Annotated in this window: 5 protein-coding genes; 1 reads left to right on the top strand and 4 read right to left on the bottom strand. The window is 38.6% G+C overall.

Translation table 11 applies throughout. The features are described from left to right. Nucleotides 1–393, top strand: a 393-nt coding sequence (locus AC1DRF_RS19195; RefSeq protein WP_477741417.1) for a GerAB/ArcD/ProY family transporter, incomplete at its 5' end; no start/stop codon positions are given. A gap of 25 nt (nucleotides 394–418) precedes the next feature. Here the strand turns inward: AC1DRF_RS19195 and msrA are convergent. From msrA to AC1DRF_RS19175, 4 genes are all read right to left on the bottom strand, one after another. Beyond that, nucleotides 419–1,381, bottom strand: a complete 963-nt coding sequence (gene msrA / locus AC1DRF_RS19190) for a peptide-methionine (S)-S-oxide reductase MsrA (RefSeq protein ID WP_477741416.1) — start codon at nucleotides 1,379–1,381, stop codon at nucleotides 419–421. A 153-nt stretch (nucleotides 1,382–1,534) separates the two neighbouring features. After that, nucleotides 1,535–1,963, bottom strand: coding sequence for a MarR family winged helix-turn-helix transcriptional regulator (locus AC1DRF_RS19185; protein WP_427075499.1), 429 nt, complete (start codon nucleotides 1,961–1,963; stop codon nucleotides 1,535–1,537). A 202-nt stretch (nucleotides 1,964–2,165) separates the two neighbouring features. Then, nucleotides 2,166–2,666 (bottom strand): MerR family transcriptional regulator, encoded by a 501-nt coding sequence (locus AC1DRF_RS19180; RefSeq protein ID WP_034653601.1) that lies wholly within the window; start codon nucleotides 2,664–2,666, stop codon nucleotides 2,166–2,168. A 137-nt stretch (nucleotides 2,667–2,803) separates the two neighbouring features. Continuing rightward, complete coding sequence (locus AC1DRF_RS19175; protein ID WP_427075500.1) at nucleotides 2,804–3,595, bottom strand: aminoglycoside phosphotransferase family protein; 792 nt, start codon at nucleotides 3,593–3,595, stop codon at nucleotides 2,804–2,806. Nucleotides 3,596–3,782: the final 187 nt, after the last annotated feature.

The following is a 3,782-nucleotide window of genomic DNA, read 5'->3' as shown; positions in this document are numbered from 1 at the left end:
CAGTTAAGCCATACCATCTGGCCAACCTTAACGATGGCTAAAATTATTGAAATTCCATTTTTACAGCGTTTTGAATATATTTTAATTTCTCTGTGGCTTTTAGTCGTTCTTCCTACTATTGCCGTCAGCGTATGGTGTACAATTCGTGGATTTAGTAAAACATTTAATAAGCCGCCTACCATTTTTCTCATATTAGTTCTTATTGCCCTTCTTGGTTTTTCAATTTTCTTTGATGATCGGGAAACTATTGATCAGCTTAATACACGATTATCCATGACCGGCTTTTACTTTATTTATGGCTATATTCCTTTCCTTTTTCTCTACAGCCTCATTCGAGCCAAAGTAAAACAAAAGAAAGCACAAAAAGAAGAGCGTGAGCCAACTTTAAGTTGAATCACGCTCTTTTTCTCATATTATTTTATTTGTTAAATAAAACAGCGTATTCCCCGTATCCTTCTTTTTCTAAATCTTCCTTCGGAACAAAGCGAAGAGCTGCTGAGTTGATGCAGTAGCGCAAGCCGCCTGCATCTTGCGGACCATCATCAAATAAATGACCTAAATGAGAGTTAGCCGTTTTGCTTCGTACTTCTGTACGAACCATATTATGACTAACGTCCATGTTTTCTTTTACTTCATCTTTATTARTCGCTTTTGTGAAAGACGGCCATCCGCATCCGGCATCATATTTATCAGTTGAACTAAACAACGGCTCTCCTGATACGATATCTACATAAATACCATCTTCTGTATGATCCCAAAATTCATTACGAAACGGAGGTTCCGTTGCGTCATTTTGAGTGACTTCATACTGAATAGGCGTTAATGTCGTTTTCAGCTGGTCGTCGCGTCCAAAGTCTTTCCAGTTTTCTTTAATAAAACGATCACGTCCAGACCCGCGTCGATACATAGCATAGCGGAATTTATTTTTCTTATAGTAACCTTGATGGTATTCTTCCGCTTCATAAAACGGTTTTGCCGGTAGAATTTGTGTAGCAATCGGCTCAGAAAAACGACCGCTTGCTTCTAATTGCTGCTTCGATTCTTCAGCTAGTGCCTTTTGATGTTCATTGTGATAAAAAATAGCTGTTCGATACGAGTCGCCTCTATCCGCAAATTGTCCGCCTGCATCCGTTGGATCAATTTGAGGCCAGTATAGTTCTAAAAGCTTTTCATATGGAAAATCCTCTGGATCAAATGTAATTTGGACCGCTTCATAGTGGCCCGTGGTTTCTGAGCATACTTCTTTGTACGTCGGGTTCTCTTTGTGACCGCCTGTATAGCCAGATACAACTTTTATAATGCCTGGCTGTTCATCAAAGGGCTTCACCATACACCAAAAACAGCCGCCCGCAAAAGTTGCTACTTCATATTGTTCTGTCAAAAAGATGACCTCCTTCATGTGTTCTTTCTATTATTATACGCTGATTTTATGTTCTCACCAACTAACTTGCCTTTCATAATCTTTGCGTTTTAAGACAAAAAAATAATCAGTGAAAGCCATGTTCACTGATTATTCTTCCGCACTTAAAGCGCTTTATTTTTGATCGCCTTTAATTTTCTGAAACAGTTTATTCACCGTTTCAATTTCTTTATCTGTAAAGTGCTCAAAACGCTCAAGGAAATAGGCTCGTTTCTTCTCTTGAATAGCATTAAAAATATCCTGTCCTTCCTTGGTCAGTTCAATATCAATAATACGCCGATCGTTTTCAGACCGTTTGCGTGCAATGTAGCCTTTTGATAAAAGCAAGTCGGTTACCGCCGTAATGTGGCTTGCTGACACTTGAAGATACTTTGATAAATCAGTTGATCGCTGCCTGCCGGAATCAACCAGCATACGAAGCACCATAAATTCATTTGTTGATAGCTCTGAATTGTATACTTCATTAATTTCTTGGCGAAGCTGTCTGAACACAAAGCGAAACAGCGTCTCCATTTCTTGAACGAGCTCTTCTCTTTTTTTCACTTGTCACTCTCCTTAACGCTATCACATGATAACGAATATGTATTTACGAAAGTATTTCACTTTCTTAACTTAATTAGTTTTATCAAATTACTAAGCGTTTCGTCAACTATTATTGAGATTTTTTTCCACAAGTCTGTACGAATTGATGTATTTTTCATAAAATTCCATAAAAAAAGCGATTTACCGTTATGGTAAATCGCTGCTAATAGCTAAAAATACCGGTTAAAAAGCTTCTCCATCTCGGAACAGGCTTTTTACCTTTTAAGCTGTCTTCACTTTTTAACTGACTTTCAAGTTCCACTACTCGATTTTCTAATTTCGTAATAACTTTATTTAATCGATCGATTTCTGAACGATGCTCTAAAATTTGAAAAGTCACTACTTCTCCCGCTTTTTCTTCTGTACGCTTTTCATTTTCAATTAGCCTTAAAAAAAGCTGATCAAGCTGCTTTTGCATGTCTTGTGCACGTTCATCAGATATAACGACTTCCTCTTTTTCCACTACTTTTTCTACCACTTTGACGACGGCTTGACGATTGCGGTTTTTTTGAAAGTTTCTAAGTGCTTCAACATTTTCTTCTGTAAACTCACAGTGTCCCGATTCATTTCTCTCTAGCTCGATATCAGCCATTTTGACCCACTTTAATACCGTACTTGGATGTATTCCCAGCGCTTTTGCCACATCTACCGTTTTCATCGTCATGTTCCATCCCTCCATTTTTTTCATTTACTAGCCATTTCGAGAGAAATTTTTAAATCCCTTCATACGTGACAAAACTAGTATGAATTCGTCAAAGAAAGTGGACGTTCAACAAATGAAGAAAATGATGTCATTATTACTTAGAAAAACTCGTACAATCCTTCTGCAAAATAACAAAATTCGTGCTGTGAAATCTGCTTGCCATATCCCTTAAAAAAAGACGCGCGCTCTTTATCTGTAAAAATTCCGTCTTCAAAGCGCACAGCAAGCGCCATATCATAACGAGCGTCTCCGCAGGTTCCTCCGCTCCAGTCAATAACAGTTGTTATCCGACCGTCGTGTACAAGTACATTATCAATCGTGTAGTCTCCGTGAATAAGCACCTCTTGTTTGCATATCATGTTTTGCTTCTGCAGTTGTTTTAGCAGCTGTTGATTTCCGTCTACCTTATAGTGGATTAAATTGTACTCTGCCTCTTGCAGCATTCGGTGGATCCACAGCTGCTTGCTCACTAATTGTTCTGGACACTTCGCATCGTGAATGCGAGCAAGAAGACGCCCCATTTCGTAGACAATGTGCTCGCGCTTTTCTTCATTATCTTCTTTCTCTAAATACTCTCTTACAGTTTTTCCTTCAAAAAATTCTAGCAGCAGCCAGCTCTCTTCTGCTGTTTGGACGAATTTGTAAACGATCGGACTTCGACATTCTGCCAGTGCTTGTATATTCTTCAATACATAATATTCCTTATATAACCATTTTCTGTACTTTCCCCCTTTTGTCCGCTTTAAAACATACCTTTCTTTAGCGGTATGAAGGATACCAACATCCGACGTACATCCCTGCTTTGGAAACGTCACTTTTTCGATTTTTTTCACATACTTTTTTATAGAGTCAGGAATTTCTTCTACTATAATAGGATGCAACTGTCTCACTCTCCTTTCTTCCTACATTCTCTTTTAATTGCTCTTTCCCTACACAAAAAGTTGAGACATAACGAAATCAATTCAATCTAGAGACAAACAAATGGGGTAAATGAGCTATTTATGAAGCGCTTGTTACCCCGCTGTTGATTTCCGTGCAAGACTTCGCTTTCCGCGGGCGGCTGGTGAGCCTCCTCGT

It is taken from the genome of Priestia sp. P5_B4 (assembly GCF_056400385.1).
The sequence above is the reverse complement of the archived record's forward strand: the minus strand, read 5'-3'. Positions and strand labels throughout refer to the sequence as shown.